The organism is Streptomyces sp. NPDC055243, assembly GCF_044544025.1.
GTDB lineage: Bacteria > Actinomycetota > Actinomycetes > Streptomycetales > Streptomycetaceae > Streptomyces.
The window spans coordinates 320,347-337,077 of sequence record NZ_JBITWR010000002.1 but is presented as its reverse complement, the minus strand read 5'-3'; the positions used below and the strand labels follow the sequence as shown (position 1 = coordinate 337,077).

At 71.1% G+C, this 16,731-nt stretch carries 15 protein-coding genes; 6 read left to right on the top strand and 9 right to left on the bottom strand.

The annotated features are described in order from the left end of the window. Positions 1-18 precede the first annotated feature (18 nt). The 3 genes from ACIGXX_RS06350 (at position 19) to ACIGXX_RS06340 (ending at position 3,394) form a co-directional block, all read left to right on the top strand. Positions 19-585 (top strand): hypothetical protein, encoded by a 567-nt coding sequence (locus ACIGXX_RS06350; RefSeq protein WP_361472044.1) that lies wholly within the window; start codon positions 19-21, stop codon positions 583-585. Between the two features lie 119 nt (positions 586-704). Continuing rightward, a complete protein-coding gene (locus ACIGXX_RS06345) occupies positions 705-2,456 on the top strand; it encodes a CotH kinase family protein (protein WP_399973248.1) in 1,752 nt (583 codons plus the stop codon). After that, complete coding sequence (locus ACIGXX_RS06340) at positions 2,453-3,394, top strand: hypothetical protein (protein ID WP_399973245.1); 942 nt, start codon at positions 2,453-2,455, stop codon at positions 3,392-3,394. Before ACIGXX_RS06345 ends, ACIGXX_RS06340 begins: the two co-directional genes overlap by 4 nt. Positions 3,395-3,418: 24 nt before the next feature. Here the strand turns inward: ACIGXX_RS06340 and ACIGXX_RS06335 are convergent, their stop codons facing one another. From ACIGXX_RS06335 to ACIGXX_RS06310, 6 genes are all read right to left on the bottom strand, one after another. Then, positions 3,419-4,114 (bottom strand): GntR family transcriptional regulator, encoded by a 696-nt coding sequence (locus tag ACIGXX_RS06335; RefSeq protein ID WP_351158698.1) that lies wholly within the window; start codon positions 4,112-4,114, stop codon positions 3,419-3,421. A gap of 69 nt (positions 4,115-4,183) precedes the next feature. Beyond that, positions 4,184-5,185, bottom strand: coding sequence for a proline racemase family protein (locus ACIGXX_RS06330; protein ID WP_366463683.1), 1,002 nt, complete (start codon positions 5,183-5,185; stop codon positions 4,184-4,186). Between the two features lie 49 nt (positions 5,186-5,234). Next, on the bottom strand, positions 5,235-6,143 hold the full coding sequence (locus tag ACIGXX_RS06325; protein ID WP_383817372.1) for a dihydrodipicolinate synthase family protein: 909 nt from the start codon (positions 6,141-6,143) through the stop codon (positions 5,235-5,237). Between the two features lie 50 nt (positions 6,144-6,193). After that, positions 6,194-7,846 (bottom strand): FAD-dependent oxidoreductase, encoded by a 1,653-nt coding sequence (locus ACIGXX_RS06320; protein WP_366463684.1) that lies wholly within the window; start codon positions 7,844-7,846, stop codon positions 6,194-6,196. Continuing rightward, the gene (locus ACIGXX_RS06315; protein ID WP_361472060.1) at positions 7,843-8,190 is read right to left on the bottom strand and encodes a (2Fe-2S)-binding protein; all 348 of its coding nucleotides are present in this window, start codon (positions 8,188-8,190) and stop codon (positions 7,843-7,845) included. Before ACIGXX_RS06315 ends, ACIGXX_RS06320 begins: the two co-directional genes overlap by 4 nt. Next, a complete protein-coding gene (locus tag ACIGXX_RS06310; protein ID WP_399973239.1) occupies positions 8,187-9,365 on the bottom strand; it encodes an NAD(P)/FAD-dependent oxidoreductase in 1,179 nt (392 codons plus the stop codon). The genes ACIGXX_RS06315 and ACIGXX_RS06310 overlap by 4 nt, the downstream gene beginning before the upstream one ends. A 239-nt stretch (positions 9,366-9,604) precedes the next feature. On the opposite strand from ACIGXX_RS06310, the gene ACIGXX_RS06305 reads away from it, so the two are divergent. The 3 genes from ACIGXX_RS06305 to ACIGXX_RS06295 all read left to right on the top strand — a co-directional run bounded on the left by ACIGXX_RS06305 (position 9,605) and on the right by ACIGXX_RS06295 (position 12,409). Next, a complete protein-coding gene (locus ACIGXX_RS06305; RefSeq protein ID WP_399974326.1) occupies positions 9,605-10,966 on the top strand; it encodes an aminopeptidase P family protein in 1,362 nt (453 codons plus the stop codon). Positions 10,967-11,077: 111 nt separating this feature from the next. After that, complete coding sequence (locus ACIGXX_RS06300; RefSeq protein WP_383817364.1) at positions 11,078-11,881, top strand: polysaccharide deacetylase family protein; 804 nt, start codon at positions 11,078-11,080, stop codon at positions 11,879-11,881. Positions 11,882-11,920: 39 nt separating this feature from the next. Beyond that, positions 11,921-12,409 (top strand): SRPBCC family protein, encoded by a 489-nt coding sequence (locus tag ACIGXX_RS06295; RefSeq protein ID WP_351158686.1) that lies wholly within the window; start codon positions 11,921-11,923, stop codon positions 12,407-12,409. Between the two features lie 226 nt (positions 12,410-12,635). Here ACIGXX_RS06295 and ACIGXX_RS06290 read toward each other — a convergent pair whose 3' ends face one another. The 3 genes from ACIGXX_RS06290 to ACIGXX_RS06280 all read right to left on the bottom strand — a co-directional run bounded on the left by ACIGXX_RS06290 (position 12,636) and on the right by ACIGXX_RS06280 (position 16,628). After that, entirely contained in the window at positions 12,636-13,862 is a 1,227-nt protein-coding gene (locus tag ACIGXX_RS06290; protein ID WP_399973236.1) for an FAD-dependent monooxygenase, read from the bottom strand. Positions 13,863-13,954: 92 nt separating this feature from the next. Beyond that, the gene (locus ACIGXX_RS06285; protein ID WP_399973233.1) at positions 13,955-15,112 is read right to left on the bottom strand and encodes an XdhC family protein; all 1,158 of its coding nucleotides are present in this window, start codon (positions 15,110-15,112) and stop codon (positions 13,955-13,957) included. A 37-nt stretch (positions 15,113-15,149) separates the two neighbouring features. Beyond that, entirely contained in the window at positions 15,150-16,628 is a 1,479-nt protein-coding gene (locus ACIGXX_RS06280) for an NCS2 family permease (protein ID WP_351158680.1), read from the bottom strand. Positions 16,629-16,731: the final 103 nt, after the last annotated feature.

The window sequence follows — 16,731 nt, the reverse complement described above, 5'->3', positions numbered from 1 at the left end:
GTACGCGAAGGAGGAGCGTTGAGCAGCAGCGTGCAGGAGAAGTCGGCAAGCGGCGTGCATCAGAAGCAGAACCCCGGACAGCTGAACTCGGTCCAGCTGAACATCGTGACGCTCATCAACATGGAGCGAGCGGTGGAGACGGGCTCCCTGAGCGACTCGATGTACATGATGGACAACAGCATCGGCGGCAAAGGACAGGGCACCTCGTCCCTGGAGACGGTCTGCAAGCAGGGCCAGGTCCTGAACTGGATCGTGCGCCCGATCGACATGGAGAAGCGCCCGGACGGCACCTGGCCCCCCATGCCGAAGATCAACAACATCACTTTCCTGGACACCGAACTGGGTGACGAGGAGGACGTGGCCGAGCGGAAGATCTTCACCGAGCTGAAGATCTACGGGATGCCGGACCGCATGCGGTCGCCGTTGACGCCGGTCTACTACTACTGGGCCGGCACGGTCCTGAGCACCGCCAAGCCGGGCGTGCACCGGTACCGGCTCGTGATGGAGCTGGAGCAGGACCGCAAGAAGGAGAAGCTGTACCTGAACACGGCCATCCACCCGTCGATCAGGATCCTCGGGGTCTGACGGACCGGGTGCGAGCCCTGCCGGACCGCATGACCGCCAGGCCGATTCTCGGTCTGGCGGTCATGCGGCGCCGGGCGTAGAGAGAAAGGTTCACCCCAGGAACCCCAGGGAGGCCGTTCGTGGACAGGACCATCGGCAAGGGCACGTTCCGGGACGCGTTCAAGAACCAGGTCATCGCGCTCTCCGCGCTGGCGCCGGGCACGGGGCGGCGGCTCGCCGAGCGGGCCAACGCGGCGGCCGGACCGACCGATGCCTCGCTGCGGACCAAAGCCGAGTTCAACACGTTGTACGACCTGCTGCTCGCCGAGCAGGCAGGCGCGTCGGGCACATCGGCCGAGGCCAGTCTCGTACTCCTCGACGCGGACGGGCAGCTGACCGCGATCGGCCGGATCGTCGACGAGTACCTCAACTCGGCCGAGAACAAAGCGGAGTTCTTCGCTCAGGACATGTATCAGGTCAAGGTCACCGGCTGGCCGCCCGGCGTCCTGACGGCCGACGAGGTGATCCAGGCGCCACAGGGCGCCCGGCTGACCCTGGCGAGGAGCAACGCCCCGGACGACACACTGCTCTCGACGCCCTCGTTCTCGATGGTCAACAGCGGCAATCTGACGGCGCACGCGCCCAAGCGCTCCTGGAAGATCGACTTCGAGGTCGGCGAGAGCGAGGACCGGCTCTACGGCATGGAGCGGATCAACCTCAAGGCGATGTACAACGACCCCTCGCAGATGCGCGAGGCCGTCGCCTGGCGGCTCCTGGAGCGCGCGGGCATCCCGGCGGCGCAGCACACGTACGCGACGTTCTCGATCAACGACCGCTACATGGGTCTCTTCTCGGTCATCGAGCAGGTCGACAAGAAGTTCCTGAAGGACCACTTCGGCAAGAACTCCGAGGGCAACCTCTACAAGGCGTACTGCGGCGACGTCGGCTGCGCGACCCTGGAGCACCGTACCGGCACGGACGGCGTCGACAGCGGGCGGCAGTACTTCACGGCGGGCAGCCTGGAGGACGACCGTACGTACCGCCTGAAGACGAACGAGGACAACCCGTCGGCCAACACCTACGACGACCTCGCCACGCTCGTGCGGACCATCAACGGCGTCCAACTGGGCGGCGGCGAGGGGAAGTTCGCGACCGACGCCTTCCGTGACTCGGTCGAGCAGGTCCTGAACGTCCCCGCGTTCCTGCGCTGGGCGGGCGCCAACGTCCTCCTGGGCAGCTGGGACAACTACTTCGCGACGCCGTCGAACTACTACCTCTACAACTCGGGCCGGCTCGGCGACCCGACGGGCTTCATGGTGCGCCCGTACTTCACGTTCATCCCCTGGGACTACGACAACAGCTCGGGCATCGACTTCTTCTCGACGCAGTGGCAGTACACGGACCTGCTCGACTGGCCCGCGATGAGCCGCAACTACTGCCGGATCACGCACGCGCCGCACGAGGTGTCACACCTGCCGCTGTTCACCAATCTGCTGCGGCACCACGACTTCTGCCAGTACTACCTCGACCACCTCGAATACCTCCTGGACACGGAGTTCGGCCCCGAGCGGGTCGCCGCGCTGCTCGGCTCGGAGGGTTCGGGGCGGTCCGACGGCCTGTGGCAGCTCATCTCGTCCGCCGCGTACGGCGAGTCGACCAGCCCGCACGGACAGCCCTTCACCGGGCGGCAGTTCACCAACGACGAGGTGTACCGCGCCGCGTACCGGCAGTGGGAGCTGAGCCGGGGCTCGCAGTTCACGTACGGGATCTTCCACTACACGCGCATGCGCTACGACCACGCACGTCAGCAGCTTGCCGAACTGCGCAAGACCTATCCCAACGGCGCCAGTGGGGCGGCGTTCCCCGGTGCGATGGAGGTACTGCCCTCATGACCGCAACGAAGAAGTCGGACAAGTCCAGGACCAAGGCCAAGGAGCCGAGGGAGCTGCGCCTGGTCAAGGAAGCCAAGATCCAGGATCTGATCGGCGACGACGCGGGCACCCGCCTGGAGGCGAGCGGCGTCCTCTACCGCGACGGCGCGTTCCTGATCGTCTGCGACAACCTGCCCTCTCTCATCCGGGTCAGCAGCGAACTCTCGCCCAAGGCTCCCGAGAACGGCGTCCTGACCCACAACAAGGCCAAGAAGGCGGGCGGTTCGGAGGCGAACGTCGGGTACGAGGATCTCGCCCACGACGAGCTGCACGACCACTACTTCACGCTGAGCGAGGCCGAGCCGGTCAAGCCCAAGGGCTTCCGCGCCCGCGTCCACGAGTACGACGAGAAGCTGCGCCCCATCGGATCGGCGCAGCTGGACTTCGACCTGGCGGACGCCAACAAGGGCATGGAAGGCCTGGAGTGGGTCGAGCGCTCGGGCACGGGCCACCTCCTCGCCCTGTGCGAGGGAAACCGGTGCGAGGGCGGCAAGAAGGGCAGGACGCCGGGCGGCGGCCGCATCCAGGTCTTCCGCAAGGGCGGCAAACGCTGGATCAACACGGGCACGATCCAGCTGCCCAAGTCGCTGCCCTTCGAGGACTACGCCAGTGTGTCCGTGCGCGACGGACGGATCGCCGTCCTGTCCCAGGCGTCGTCCGCGCTCTGGGTGGGTCGCATCTCCACCAAGAAGTGGCAGGTCGACGAGGGCACGGTCTACCGCCTGCCCACCGACGGCAAGGGCCGCACGGTCTACGGCAACCCGGAGGGCGTGTCCTGGGTCTCGGCCGACCATGTGGTGATCGTGTCCGACCGGGCGAAGAAGGGCGCGGAGAACTCCCGGTTCCGCGAGAAGGACCAGTCGGTCCACCTGTTCCTGATCCCGGGCAACAACATCTGACGCCCGCCGGGCGCGCCGGCCGAGCTAGTCGGCCGCCCACAGGCCGCGCACGTGACCGAGGTGGCGGGTCATCACCGCGCGCACCGCCTCCTCGTCACGGGCGAGCAGCGCGTCCAGGATCTCCAGGTGCTCCTCGGCCGACGCCTCCAGACGGCCCGCGTCGACGAGCGCCTGAAGTCCGTACAGACGTGAGCGCTTGCGCAGGTCGCCGACCACCTCGACCAGGTGGTCGTTGCCCGAGAGCGCGAGCAGACCGAGGTGGAAGCGGATGTCGGCCTCGACGTACGCGATGAGGTCGCCGTCCGCCGCCGCGGTGACGATCTCCCGCGCGGCCGGGCGCAGCGCCTCCAGCTCGGCGGGGTCCGCCGACGTGGCGAGCTCCGCCGTGGTGGGGATCTCGATCAGCGCGCGGACGTGCTTGTACTCGTCGAGCTGCTTCCCGGAGACCGCGGTGACCCGGAAGCCCTTGTTCGGCACCGTGTCGACCAGCCCCTCCTTGGCGAGGTCCAGCATGGCCTCGCGCACCGGAGTCGCGGAGACGCCGAAGCGCACCGCGAGGGTGGGCGCCGAGTAGACCTCGCCCGCGCGCAGTTCGCCCGCGATGAGGGCGGCGCGGAGCGCGTCCGCGACCCGCTCGCGGTAGCTGCTGCGGGTCCCGCCCAGGTTGGGCAGGGCGGGACCGGCGGGGGCGGACGGCGCGCGGTTGCGCTGGGCGGCCATGGGGGCGGTTCCTCCTTGGTGCAATGTCACGTGCCACGAGTATCCCAGCCCGCCGGGCCGGGCGGGCCCCTAGAGGACGAACCCCGCGGGGAAGGGGTCGTCCGGGTCGAGGAGGTACTGCGCGGTGCCGGTCACCCAGGCGCGCCCGGTGAAGCTGGGCAGCACGGCGGGGGTGCCCGCGACCTCGGTGGTGCCCAGCAGCCGCCCGCTGAACTTCGTACCGATGAAGGACTCGTTGACGAACTCGGTGTCCAGCGGCAGCTCGCCGCGCGCGTGCAGCTGGGCCATGCGCGCGCTCGTCCCGGTGCCGCACGGCGAGCGGTCGAACCAGCCGGGGTGGATGGCCATCGCGTGCCGGGAGTGGCGGGCGGTGGCGCCGGGCGCGTAGAGGTGGACGTGGTGGCAGCCGCGGATGGACGGGTCCTGCGGGTGCACCGGCTCCTCCTCGGCGTTGATCGCCGCCATCAGCGAGAGGCCCGCCGCGAGGATGTCGTCCTTGCGGTCGCGCTCGAAGGGGAGGCCGAACTGCTCCAGGGGCAGGATCGCGTAGAAGTTGCCGCCGTAGGCCAGGTCGTACGTCACCGAGCGGCCGTCGGGCAGGGTGATCTTGCGGTCCAGGGCGACGGCGAAGGACGGCACGTTCTTGAGCGTGACCGCCTTCGCCGCGCCGTCCTGGACGGCCACCTCGGCGACGACGAGGCCCGCCGGGGTGTCCAGGCGGATCGTGGTGACCGGCTCGACGACCTCGACCATGCCGGTCTCGACGAGGACGGTGGCGACGCCGATGGTGCCGTGCCCGCACATCGGCAGATAGCCCGAGACCTCGATGTAGATCACGCCGTAGTCGCAGTCGGGCCGGGTGGGCGGCTGGAGGATCGCGCCGCTCATCGCCGCGTGGCCGCGCGGTTCGTTCATCAGGAGCTGCTTGATGTCGTCGCGGTGCTCGCGGAAGTACAGCCTGCGTTCGTTCATCGTCGCGCCGGGGACGGTGCCGATGCCGCCGGTGATCACCCGCGTCGGCATCCCTTCGGTGTGCGAGTCGACCGCGTGCAGGACGAGTTTGCTGCGCATGGGCGGTGCCTTTCGTACGAGTCCTACGAGGGCGGGGCGGGGGACGCGGCTAGGCGAGCCCGGCGGCGACGGCCCGCTCGGTGGCGGTGCGCACCGCCTGCTCCTGCTCGGGAAGCAGCGGCACTCGGGGCGGCCGGCAGGGGCCGCCGTGGCGTCCGGCGATGTCCATGGAGAGCTTGATGGCCTGGACGAACTCGGGCTGGGAGTCCCAGCGCAGCAGCGGGTGCAGCTGCCGGTAGAGCTTGGTCGCCGTGTCCAGGTCGCCCGCCACGGCGGCGCGGTAGAGCTCGACGCACGCGGCGGGCAGCATGTTGGGATAGCCGGCGATCCAGCCCTTGGCGCCCGCGACGGCGAGTTCGAGCAGGACGTCGTCGGCGCCGATCAACAGGTCCAGCTCGGGGGCGAGTTCGGCTATGCGGTAGGCACGGCGGACGTCTCCGGAGAACTCCTTGACGGCGTGCACGTACCCCTCGGCGTGCAGCTTCGCGAGGAGTTCCGGCACCAGGTCGACCTTGGTGTCGATGGGGTTGTTGTACGCCACGACCGGGATGCCCGCCTTCGCGACCTCGGCGTAGTGGGCGAGGACGGAGCGCTCGTCGGCGCGGTAGGCGTTCGGCGGAAGGAGCATCACGGAGGCGCAGCCCGCGTCCTTGGCCTGCTCGGCCCAGCGGCGGGCCTCGGCGGAGCCGTAGGCGGCGACGCCGGGCAGCACCCGCTGCCCGCCGACCGCCTCGACGGCGGTCTCCACGACCTTGGCGCGCTCCTCGGGGGTGAGCACCTGGTACTCGCCGAGCGATCCGTTGGGCACGACGCCGTCGCAGCCGTTCTCGACGAGCCAGGCGCAGTGCTCGGCGAACCGGCCGTAGTCGACGGACAGGTCGTCGTTCAGCGGGAGCGCGGTGGCGACGAGGACGCCGTGCCAGGGGCGGGGGTGAGGGCTGTTCATGGGCGCGTTCATGGGCGTGTTCCCTTCGGTGCGGTGCGGCTGGGTGCGGCTGGGTGCGGCGGCTAGGAGGGGTCGGGGTCCGGCCGGTCGTCGGCGGCCCGTGCGAGTACGCCGAGCGGGACGGGCCGGGCGAACGGCCGCCGCGCGGAACGCTCCGCGCAGCCCGCGAGCCCGGCGACGGCCGCCGAGCACATCCGGCCCTGGCACCAGCCCATGCCGGCGCGGGTCAGGAGTTTCACGGTCCGCGCGTCCGTGGCCCCCAGCTCGTCGACGGCCTCGCGGACCGCTGATGCGGGGACCTCCTCGCAGCGGCAGACGAGGGTGTCGTCGTGGAGCTGTTCGGCCCAGTGCGCGGGCGGTGTGTAGACGGAGGCGAGCACCGCGGCGAACTCCCGCATCCTCGTACGGGACTTGGCGGCGGCGGCCCATGCGCGCGGGTCGGGGGTGATCCCCCGGAGCCGGGCGGCGGCGGAGCGTCCGGCGATGTGGCCCTCGGCGAGCGAGAGGGCGGCGCCGCCGATGCCGGTGGCCTCTCCGGCGGCCCAGACGCCGGGGACGTCGGTGCGCTGCTCGGCGTCGACGGCGACGTTCAGGCCGTCTACGCGGCAGCCGAGTCCCTCGGCGAGATCGGTGTGCGGCAGCATGCCGTGACCGACGGCGAGGGTGTCGCAGGGGATGCGCCGCCCGGTGCCGGGCCTGACGCGTCCCGCCGGGTCGAGCGCGGCGATGGTCACCGCCTCGACGGCGTCCTTGCCGTGCGCTTCGACGACGGTGTGCCGGGAGACCAACGGGATGCGGTGCCGGGCGAGCCGGGCGGCGTACTGCGCCCCCTCGGCGAGCTTGTCCGGATGGGCGGCGAGGGTGGCCGTGTGCCGCGCGAAGGCCTTCGGGCCGGCGGACTCGACCAAGGCGGCCACGTCGGCACCTGCGGTCGCGAGCCCGGCGGCGACGGGCATGAGCAGCGGCCCGGTCCCCGCCACGACGACGGTGCGCCCCGGCAGCACGAGACCCCCCTTGAGCATGGCCTGCGCACCACCGGCGGTGACCACCCCGGGCAGGGTCCATCCGGGAAACGGCAGGACCTTCTCGTATCCCCCCGTGGCGAGCAGCACGGCATCGGCACGCACGGCTACGGACTCTTCCTGCTCGGGCCCGAGCAGCGCATGCACGACAAACCCACCTCCCCCGGCATCAACCACGAGCCCCGCAACGGACGAACCCGGCACCCCGGGGGACACCGCCCCGACCCCGTCACCCAACACCCCGGCAGGCAACTGCCCGCCAGGCGCATAAGCAGAGGCGCCGCCCGACGCGCCGGAAGCCAGTGCGTCAGGGCGTGCTTCGGCTCCCCTGCCCGGCCCCGGCGTCGGCGGTCGTCCGGTCGGCGACGCCCCGGCGTGGCGTTCCACGAACCAGACGTGATGTTCCGTCAAGTACGTGACGCGGCCCGCGGCGATCTCCTCCGTGAGGCCGGACCGTAGCCGCTCCCACGTCCGCCACTGGTGGTGCAGTGCCTTCGGGCGCCGCGCGCGGAACGCTTCGGCGGGCTGGCGGTAGAACTGGCCGCCCGCCTGCGGCGCCGAGTCGAGCACCGTCACGTGCACACCGCGCCGCACCGCGGCGAGCGCCGCCGCGAGGCCCGCGGGCCCTGCGCCGATCACGGCGAGCGTGGGCCTCCGGGCCGGGGCCGCAACCGCACCCTCAGCCGTCCTCATCGGCCACCTCCCGTCGACGGCCCGCCACAAGCCGCGGCGCCGCCGTGCCCGCTGCCGTCCTGCGTGCGGATCTCGGCGCCTGGGATGGCCGGGACCAGGCAAGCCCGTTGATTCGCGCGGCCGTTGACCTCCACCAGACAGTCGAAGCAGACGCCGATCCCGCAGAAGACTCCCCTCGGCCCGCCCTCGCGCCGCGTGGTGCGCCACGCCGTGATGCCCGCCGACCAGAGCGCGGCGGCCACCGTCTGCCCCGGCAGGGCCGGGATCTCGCGGCCGTCGAACGTGACGGTGTGCGCTGGGGCGGGGCGGGCGCGGACCAGGTTCAGGGGGGTGCGGTCGCTCACGAAGCCTCCTGGGGCGGGCAGTTGGCGAAACGGTCGGGGAGGAAGGGGGCAAGGGCGAGATCCGGGCTCACCCCGGTAAGCACCTGGGCGATCAAGTGGCCCGTCCCCGCCGCGAGGCCGATCCCCGCGCCCTCGTGCCCGCAGGCGTGGACGAGCCCCGGCACCCGGGCGTCGGGGCCGACGGCGGGGAGGTGGTCCGGCATGTAGGGGCGGAAGCCCACGTACGCGCGCATCGCGCGGACGCCCTCCAGGAACGGGAAGAGCCGGGTCGCCCCCGCCGCGAGGGCCCGCATCACCGGCAGGGAGAAGGAGCGGTCGAAGCCGACCCGCTCGCGGCTCGCGCCGATCAGGACGGGCCCCGCGGCCGTTCCCTCGACCACCGGCGACGTCTGGAGCGCGGCGGATCCGCTGGCCACGTCGGCCACGTAGTCGGCGGCGTACACCTTGTGCCGGACCATGCGCGGCAGTGGCTCGGTCACGAGGACGAAGCCGCGCCGCGGCAGCACGGGGAGGTCGGTTCCGGCGAGGGCGGCGAGCTCGCCGCCCCAGGTGCCCGCCGCGTTCACGACGTACGGGGCGTGGATCTCGCCCCGGTCGGTGCGCACCCCGCGCACCTCGCCGCCCGCGGTCCGCAGCACGGCGGTGACGGTCCAGCCGGTGCGCAGCTCCGCACCCGACGACCGTGCCAGGCGCACCAGTTGGGCCGCGGCCAGGGACGGCATCACCTGGCTGTCCTGCGGATAGAAGACGCCGCCCGCCGTGCCGGGAGCGAGGTGGGGTTCGAGTTCGTACAGCTCGTCGGCCGCGACGGCCCGCGCGTCGACCCCGGCTTCGCGCTGTCCGGCGGCGAACTCCCCGAGCGCCGCGAGCCCTTCGCCGGACGACGCCACGACGACGCCGCCCTTCGCCTCGTACTCGATGCTCGCGCCCACGCCCGGCTCGGCGGCGAGCTCCGTCCACAGTCGGCCGGACAGGAGGGCGAGTTCGAGTTCGGGGCCGGGTTCCTTGTCGGAGACGAGGAGGTTTCCCTCGCCGGATCCGGTCGTGCCGCCGGCCACGGGACCGCGGTCCACCAAGGCGACCGAAAGACCGGCCCGCGCCGCGTACAGAGCACAGGCGGCGCCCACCATCCCGGCGCCGACTACCACAACATCGCAGGTCAGCCGCTTTGTCACGCCAGTACTATGTCACATGTTCCCTTACGGGCCAAGGGTCTCTACGCTGGCGGAACCGCCACTGAGCACTCCGCCACGAGCCCCGGAACGGGGAGGAAAAGGTGAACCCCATGGCCGAGTCCAACCAGGTCAGCACAGCCACCGAGACCGACAAAGCCAGCAAGGCCAGCAAGGCCGGCAAGTCCACGGTGCGCAAGAACGGGCTGTACCCCGAGATCTCCGACGAGCTCTCCGCCCTGATGAGGACGGGCTGGGCCGACACCGAGCAGCGCGACCTGCGCCCTGCCGAGCAGTCCTCGCACGCGGCGCGGCGCCGCGCCGCCCTGTCCGCGCTGTTCCCGGGCGAGCGCCTGGTGATCCCCTCCGGGCAGCTCAAGATCCGCTCGAACGACAGCCATTACCCCTTCCGCCCGTACTCCGCGTACGTCCACATGACCGGCGACCAGGCGCGGGACTGCGCCCTGGTCCTCGAACCCCGCGCCGGAGGCGAGGGCCACGACGCGCACCTCTACCAACTCCCGCGCGACAGCCGGGAGAGCGACGAGTTCTGGATCGGCATGACGGCCGAGCTGTGGATGGGCCGCAGGCGCAGCCTCGCCGAGTCCGAGCTGCTCCTGGGCCTGCCCTGCCGCGACGTGCGCGACGCCCCGGCCGAGCTTGCCGCGTCGCCCGCCGTGCCGACCCGCATCGTGCGCGGCCACGACCCGGCGCTGGAGGAGGCCCTGACGACCGACGAGGAGCGCGACGCCGAGCTGGAGAAGGCACTCTCCGGCCTGCGCCTGGTCAAGGACGACTGGGAGATCGGCGAGCTGCGCAAGGCGGTGGACTCCACGGTCCGCGGATTCACCGATGTCGTACGGGAGTTGGCCACCGCCGTCGCCACCTCGGAGCGGTGGATCGAGGGCACCTTCTTCCGCCGCGCCCGCCTGGAGGGCAACCACATCGGCTACGGCTCGATCTGCGCGGCCGGCGAGCACGCCACGATCATGCACTGGCAGGAGAACGACGGCCCCGTGCGCCCCGGCGAACTCCTGCTCCTGGACGCGGGCGTGGAGACCCACACCCTCTACACCGCCGACGTCACCCGCACCCTCCCCATCGACGGCACCTTCACCCCGCTCCAGCGCAAGATCTACGACGCGGTGTACGAGGCACAGGAGGCCGGCATCGCCGCCGTGAAGCCGGGCGCCGCGTACCGCGACTTCCACGACGCGGCGCAGCGGTACCTCGCGCACAAGCTCGTCGAGTGGGGCCTCCTTGAAGGCGACCCGGAGCGGGTCTTCGAGCTCGCCCTGCAACGGCGCTTCACCATGGCGGGCACGGGCCACATGCTCGGCCTCGACGTGCACGACTGCGCCCAGGCACGCACCGAGGAGTACGTCGGCGGCGTACTCGAAGAGGGCATGGTGCTCACCGTCGAGCCCGGCCTGTACTTCCAGCCGGACGACCTCACCGTGCCCGCGGAGTACCGGGGCATCGGGGTCCGCATCGAGGACGACATCCTCGTCACGGCGGACGGCAACGAGAACCTGTCGGCGGGTCTGCCGCGCGGCGCCGCGGCGGTGGAGGCCTGGATGAGCGGCCTGGCGGGCGGTCGCTGAGCGGGCACCCGCGGCCCGCACCTCCGGCGTACATCTGCCGCACACAGCGGCGGCGCACACTTGACGACCCCTCTATGCACTGTGTGTATACGCGCTATGTATAGTGCTCGCATGTCCGCTGCGAAAAGCAAGATGAAGAGATCCGTCAAGGGGTTCCGTCGCGCCGCTTCTTTGACGGCCATGGCCTCCGCGGCCATGGCCGTCGCGCTGACGGGATGCACCAAGGTGGACACCACGGCACCCAGTTCCGTCCGCAAGGACGCGGCGGCCGTGAGCCTCAAGAGCCAGGCGAAGCTGGGGACGGTCGACTGCCGCAAGGCGAAGTGCGTGGCCCTGACCTTCGACGCGGGGCCGAGCGAGAACTCGCCGCGACTGCTCGACATCCTCAAGGAGGAGAAGGTGCCCGCCACCTTCTTCCTGCTCGGCAAGAACCACATAGCCGAGCACCCCGGCCTCGTGAAGCGCATGGCGGACGAGGGCCACGAGGTGGCGAGCCACACCTGGTCGCACAAGATCCTCACCGACATCACGCCGGACGAGGCACGCCGGGAACTGCGCAGGACCAACGAGGCGATAGAGAAGCTGATCGGCCACAAGCCGACGCTGATGCGCCCGCCGCAGGGGCGCACCAACCCCGACGTCAACGAGATCTCGCGCGAGGAGGGCCTCTCGGAGGTCCTGTGGAGCGTGACCGCCAAGGACTACACGACCAACGACTCCGCCCTGATCCAGAAGCGCGTCGTCGACCAGACCCGGCGGGACGGCATCATCCTGCTGCACGACATCTACAAGGGGACGGTGCCCGCGGTGCCGGGCATCATCGACGAGCTGAAGAAGCGCGGCTACGTCTTCGTGACGGTGCCCCAGCTGCTCGCGCCGGGCAAGGCGGAACCGGGGAAGATCTACCGGCCCTAGCCTGCGGGTTTCCGCGCCGGGGCCTGGCAGGATCTCCCTGTGGCTCTCTTCCGTATCGACCGGCAATCGTCCCTGCCCGCCGACGAGGTCTGGCGCCGGCTCACCGCGTGGGAGCGGCATGCCGATGTGGTCCCGCTGACGCGGGTGACCGTCCGGACGCCGCCGCCCAGCGGGGAGGGGACGGTGTTCGTCGCGCGTACCGGGATCGGTCCGGTGGGCTTCGACGACGTGATGGAGGTCGTGACGTGGCGCCCGGCCGCCGGGGGCGGGGGCCTGTGCCGCCTGGAGAAGCGGGGACAGTTCGTGACCGGCTGGGCGGAGATCGAGGTCTCCCCCGGGGCGACGGGCTCCGGCTCCGGGTCCGGGTCCGGGTCCGGGTCCGGGTCGACGGTGGCCTGGCGGGAGGACCTACGGGTGCGGTGGCTGCCGCGGGTCTTCGACCGGGTGCTCCTGGCCGCCGCGCGGTGGATGTTCGGCCGGGCGGTGGACGGCCTGCTCTCCTCTCCCCCGCCCCGCCCCTACGCGTGACGGGGACGCCCCCGGTCAGCTCCTCGATGCGCGGCCGCGGTGCGTCCGTACGCCGTACCGCGTCGGGGCCCAGGCCCCTATGCCGTCGGGGAGTTCGGCCAGGGCGGCACGGCCGTGCTGCCGCAGCCGGTCCGCCTCCCCGTGGAGATCGCGGCCCGCGGGGTCGGGACGTCGGAGATCAAGATCACCCCAGGTGTCCGTACCCTCCCCCGCGCAAGCCCTCGGCTCAGTTCCGCGAAGCCTGCGACCGGCCGTGCAGCGTCCGCGCCACCCGCGGCCCCAGCCACCGCTTCATCCTGCGCAGCGGCTCCAACTGCTCGGCCGCGCGGTCGATTCGGTAGTACAGCTGCGGCGGGATGTGCGGCAGGAGCGGCGAGTGGCGCTGGCCCAGGAGCGCGAACATCTGGGCCGGGTCCAGGCCGATGTAGCGCGGCAGGTTCTCGTACCACTGGGCGCTGTAGCGGGCCGCGCTCTGCACGGAGAGGAGGGCGGCCCTGCGCTCGCGCTCGTATTCCGCCAGGGCGGGGCCCAGCTCCGGGCTTTTGCGCAGTGCGCCCGCCAGGGCGATCGCGTCCTCCAGGGCGAGCGTCGTGCCCGCGCCGATGGAGTAGTGCGTGGTGTGCGCGGCGTCGCCGAGCAGGACCACGTTGCCGCGGTGCCAGGTGCGATTGGTCAGCGTACGGAAGTTGAGCCACTGCGCGCTGCCGTCGGACTGCGCGCGGCCGATCAGGCGGTGCCCGTCGAGCGGCCCCGCGAACAGCCGCTCCAGCAGGGCGAGCCCGTCGGCCTCGCTCGCCTCGTGCAGGCCGAGACCCGTCCAGGTCTCCGGGGAGCACTCGATGACGCAGGTGCTCTTCTCGTCGCTGAAGCGGTAGCCGTAGCACCAGATCCAGCCGTGCGCGGTCTCCACGAAGGCGAAGGTGAAGGAGTCGAAGACCTTGGTGGTGCCGAGCCAGATGTATTTGTTGCGCCCGAGCGTGACCTCCGCGCCGAAGTGGCCGCTGTGCCGCTCGCGCAGCGCGCTCCTGACGCCGTCGCCCGCGACGACCAGATCGGCGTCGGGCAGCTGCGCCTCGTCCGTGATCTCCCGCTCGAACTCGACGCGTACGCCCAGGGATTGGGCCCGGGTGGCCAGGATGTCGAGCAGCCGGTGGCGCCCGATGCCGAAGCCCTCGTCGCCGTGGTGGACCGTGGTGCGGTCGCCGACGTGCGCGACGCCGTCGCTCCAGCGGACCGAGTGCTCGGCCACGGCGCGCGCGGACTCGGGGTCGCCGTCGCGGAGCTTCTCCAGCAGGCCGCCCCAGTAGGTGACGCCCCAGCCGTAGGTCGATCCGGCTGGGTTCCGCTCGTGGACGGTGATGTCGTGGGACGGGTCCTGCCGCTTGAGCAGAATCGAGAGGTACAGGGCGGCTGGACCGCCGCCGACGCAGGCGACCTTCACACGTGCTCCCATTGCGTCACAAAGTGGTCATTTTGTGACGCAACGTAGCAGGGGTGACGGTCGATCCCGTGGATCTCGGGCGGGCGGCGGACCGAGCCGGGACGTCAGGCCACGGACCCTATGCGCCCCGCGGGACGCCGCGAGCCGTCGTGGTGGATCGGCGTGTGCGCGCCCGTCAGCGAGACACCGCTGCCGCCACGGCGGTTCGCGACGATCTCCGCGGCGATCGACAGGGCCGTCTCCTCCGGGGTGCGCGCACCCAGGTCGAGGCCGATGGGTGAGCGCAGGCGGGTCAACTCCAGCTCGGTGACGCCGACTTCACGCAGGCGCTCGTTGCGGTCCTCGTGCGTGCGGCGCGATCCCATCGCGCCCACGTAGGCGACCGGCAGCCGCAGGGCCAGTTCGAGCAGGGGCACGTCGAACTTGGCGTCGTGGGTCAGCACGCACAGCACGGTGCGGCCGTCGACCTCGGTGCGCTCCAGGTACTTGTGCGGCCACTCGACGACGATCTCGTCGGCGTCGGGGAAACGCGCCGCCGTCGCGAAGACGGGCCGCGCGTCGCACACGGTCACGCGGTAGCCGAGGAACGCGCCGATCCTGACGAGCGCCGACGCGAAGTCGATCGCGCCGAACACGATCATGCGGGGCGGCGGGACGCTCGACTCGACGAGGACCGTGAGGGGCTGCCCGCAGCGCGAGCCGTCCTCGCCGATCTCGGTCGTGCCGGTGCGCCCGGCGTCCAGCATCGCGCGGGCCTCGCCCGCGACGGTGCGGTCCAGCTCGGGATGGCCGCCGAGCCCGCCCTCGAAGCCGGCGTCGGCGTCGGAACGTACGAGAAGAGCGCGGCCCACCAGCTCGGCGGGGCCGGAGGTGATGCGGGCGACGGCCGCGGCCTCGCCCGACGCGGCCGCGGCGAGCGCGGCGGCGATGACCGGCCGCACGGAGGAGTCCGCGCGGACCGGGGTGACGAGGATGTCGATGATGCCGCCGCAGGTCAGGCCCACGGCGAAGGCGTCCTCGTCGCTGTATCCGAAGCGTTCAAGAATGCTCTCGCCGTCTTCGAGTGCCTGCCGGCACAGGTCGTAGACGGCGCCTTCCACACACCCGCCGGAGACGGACCCGATGGCCGTGCCGTCGGCGTCGACGGCCAGGGCCGCGCCCGGTTGCCGGGGCGCGCTGCCGCCGACCGCCACCACGGTGGCGACCGCGAAGTCGCGTCCCTGCTCGACCCACCGGTTCAGCTCTTCGGCGATGTCCAGCATGTCCGTCTCCTAACGGGTGTGTGATGACCAGGATGGGCTACTTGACGCCCATCCAGTTCTCGATCGGGTGGAGCGCGAAGAAGGCGAGGAACACGAGCGCCAGCACCCACATGAGCCAGCCGATCTCACGGACCTTGCCCTGGGCGGCCTTGATCAGGACGTGGGCGATGACACCGGCCGCGATACCCACCGTGATGGAGTACGTGAACGGCATCAGGACGGTGGTCAGGAACACCGGAATGGCGGTGGCCTGGTCGGTCCAGTCGATGTGCCGGGCGTTGCTCAGCATCATCGCGCCGATGACCACGAGCGCTGCGGCCGCGACCTGCGTCGGGATGAGCTGGGCCAGCGGGGTGAAGAAGAGGCACAGGGTGAAGGCGAGACCGGTGATCACGCTCGCGAAGCCGGTGCGCGCGCCGTCGCCGACGCCCGCCGTGGACTCGACGAAGACGGTCTGCCCGGAGGCACCGGCGAAACCGCCGACGACACCACCGGCACCGTCGATCGCCAGCGCCTTGTTCAGGCCCGGCATCTTGCCGTCCTTGTCGGCCAGGTTGGCCTGCTGGCCGATGCCGATGATGGTGCCCATGGCGTCGAAGAAGCCGGCGAGGACCAGGGTGAAGACGATGACGCCCACGGTGATGGCGCCGATGTCGCCGATCCCGCTGAAGGACACCTCGCCGAAGAGGCCGAAGTCGGGCGACGAGACGATGGAGCCGTCGAGCTCCGGGGCGTTGAGGCCCCAGTCCTGCTGGCTCATGCCCGCGACCTGGTTGACGATCGCGGCGAAGACGGTGCCGCCGACGATGCCGATGAGGATCGCGCCCGGGACCTTGCGGACCTGGAGCAGGAAGATCAGCAGGACGGTGACGGCGAAGCACAGGACGGGCCAGCCGATGAGCTTGTCGTCGATGCCCATCTGGATCGGCTTCGCGCCCATGTCGCCGTGCTTGGACGGCATGGAGGTGACGAAGCCCGCCTGGACCAGGCCGATCAGCGTGACGAACATGCCGATGCCCATGGTGATGGCGTGCTTCAGGGCCAGCGGGATCGCGTCCATGATCAGGGTCCGCAGACCGGTCAGGACCAGCAGGATGATGATGACGCCGTAGATGATGCACATCGCCATCGCGTTGCCCCAGGTCATCTCCGGGGCGACCTGGAAGGCCATCACGGCGGAGACACCGAGTCCCGCCGCCAGGGCCAGCGGCACATTGCCGAGGATGCCCATGACGAGGGTGGTGGCGGCCGCCGCGAAGACGGTGGCGGTGGTCAGCTGATCACCGTCGAGCCGGTGTCCCGTGGCGTCGGGCACCGAGAGGATCACCGGGTTCAGAAGGATGATGTAGGCCATCGCCATGAAGGTGGTGATGCCGCCACGCACCTCCCGACCGACCGTCGATCCTCTGTGCGTTATGTGGAAATACCGGTCGAGCCAGGACCTGCCGGCCGGGACGCGTGAGCCGTTGCCCGCGTCCTCTGCCGTGGTCTTCGGCTCCGTTGACTGCTGGGTCATGGTGCCTAACTCCCAAGGTTCAAAGGGGCACCCGCAACAGGCTGTTCCCTACCGGGACCTGTGGAGACTGCGGGATTTGGGATGGTGCGTTTGGCTGCACGAC

What these genes read in the sequence shown, in the direction of transcription:
- ACIGXX_RS06290 (WP_399973236.1), bottom strand. Translation starts at nt 13,862, where the DNA reads ATGGGAGCACGTGTGAAGGTCGCCTGCGTCGGCGGCGGTCCAGCCGCC.
- ACIGXX_RS06285 (WP_399973233.1), bottom strand. Translation starts at nt 15,112, where the DNA reads ATGCTGGACATCGCCGAAGAGCTGAACCGGTGGGTCGAGCAGGGACGC.
- ACIGXX_RS06300 (WP_383817364.1), top strand. Translation starts at nt 11,078, where the DNA reads ATGTCCGCTGCGAAAAGCAAGATGAAGAGATCCGTCAAGGGGTTCCGT.
- ACIGXX_RS06280 (WP_351158680.1), bottom strand. Translation starts at nt 16,628, where the DNA reads ATGACCCAGCAGTCAACGGAGCCGAAGACCACGGCAGAGGACGCGGGC.
- ACIGXX_RS06340 (WP_399973245.1), top strand. Translation starts at nt 2,453, where the DNA reads ATGACCGCAACGAAGAAGTCGGACAAGTCCAGGACCAAGGCCAAGGAG.
- ACIGXX_RS06320 (WP_366463684.1), bottom strand. Translation starts at nt 7,846, where the DNA reads ATGAGGACGGCTGAGGGTGCGGTTGCGGCCCCGGCCCGGAGGCCCACG.
- ACIGXX_RS06335 (WP_351158698.1), bottom strand. Translation starts at nt 4,114, where the DNA reads ATGGCCGCCCAGCGCAACCGCGCGCCGTCCGCCCCCGCCGGTCCCGCC.
- ACIGXX_RS06330 (WP_366463683.1), bottom strand. Translation starts at nt 5,185, where the DNA reads ATGCGCAGCAAACTCGTCCTGCACGCGGTCGACTCGCACACCGAAGGG.
- ACIGXX_RS06325 (WP_383817372.1), bottom strand. Translation starts at nt 6,143, where the DNA reads ATGAACGCGCCCATGAACAGCCCTCACCCCCGCCCCTGGCACGGCGTC.
- ACIGXX_RS06305 (WP_399974326.1), top strand. Translation starts at nt 9,605, where the DNA reads ATGAGGACGGGCTGGGCCGACACCGAGCAGCGCGACCTGCGCCCTGCC.